1 pseudogene is annotated in these 902 nt (G+C 68.8%); it reads right to left on the reverse strand.

Annotated features, from left to right (window positions below):
• Positions 1 to 819: pseudogene (locus tag HMPREF3105_RS12875) on the reverse strand (IS3 family transposase); the annotation flags it as partial.
• Positions 820 to 902: the final 83 nt, after the last annotated feature.

A 902-nucleotide genomic window follows, 5' to 3' on the forward strand; every position in this document is an offset into this window, starting at 1 on the left:
CCGGGGCGCCCCGGGCGGCGACGAGGTCCTCGAGGTGGGCGGTGAGTCGGTCGGCGGTAATCGAGCGCTCCACGAGCCCGCCGATGCACTCCCGGGTGTGTTCGTCGACGATCGAGCAGATCTTGATCGGTCGTCCGTGCTCGTCGGCGTCGAACTGGAAGTCCACCGCCCACACCACGTTCGGCGCGTCCGCCGTCGGCGCGTCGACGGTCGAGGACCCGACGCGCTTGCGTCGACGCCGCTGCGGGACCCGGAGCCCTTCGTCACGCCACAGGCGTTGGATCTTCTTGTGGTTCACCACCCACCCCTCGGCGCGGGCGTCGTGATACGCCCGCCGATACCCGTAGCGGGGATGGTCCTTCGCCCAGGCGCGCAGCCACTCCCTGAGCGCCCGATCCGGGTCCGCGACCGTGTCGCCCTTGAGCGGTCGCCGGTACGCGGAGCGGCTCAGCCCGACCAGACGGCACGCCATCCGTTCGCTCACCCGCAACTTGCGCTTGAGGTGATCGACGGCGGCGCGGCGCCTGTCCGGGCTTAGAAGTTTCCCTCAGCCAGCTCCTTGAGCGCGGCCTTCTCCAGCTCCGCTTCCGCGAGCAGACGCTTCAGGGTCGCGTTCTGCTTCTCCAGCTCCTTCAGGCGCTTTGCGTCGTCGGCCTTGAGGCCGCCGTACTGGTTCCGCCACCGGTAGTACGTCTGCTCGGACACCCCGAGCTCCCGGCACACCGCCGCGACGTCCTGACCATCGGCGAGCATCCTGTCGGCCTGCCCGAGCTTACGGACGACCTGCTCGGGGGTGTGACGCTTCCTGCTGTTCGTCATGATCTGACCAGTCTCCCTGCCCGCGACCGCGGGCAACAGGACGACTCTCATAACGACTGGACCTACGAAACGGGGTCAGCCCA

It is taken from the genome of Micrococcus sp. HMSC31B01, assembly GCF_001816085.1.
Lineage (GTDB): Bacteria > Actinomycetota > Actinomycetes > Actinomycetales > Micrococcaceae > Micrococcus > Micrococcus luteus.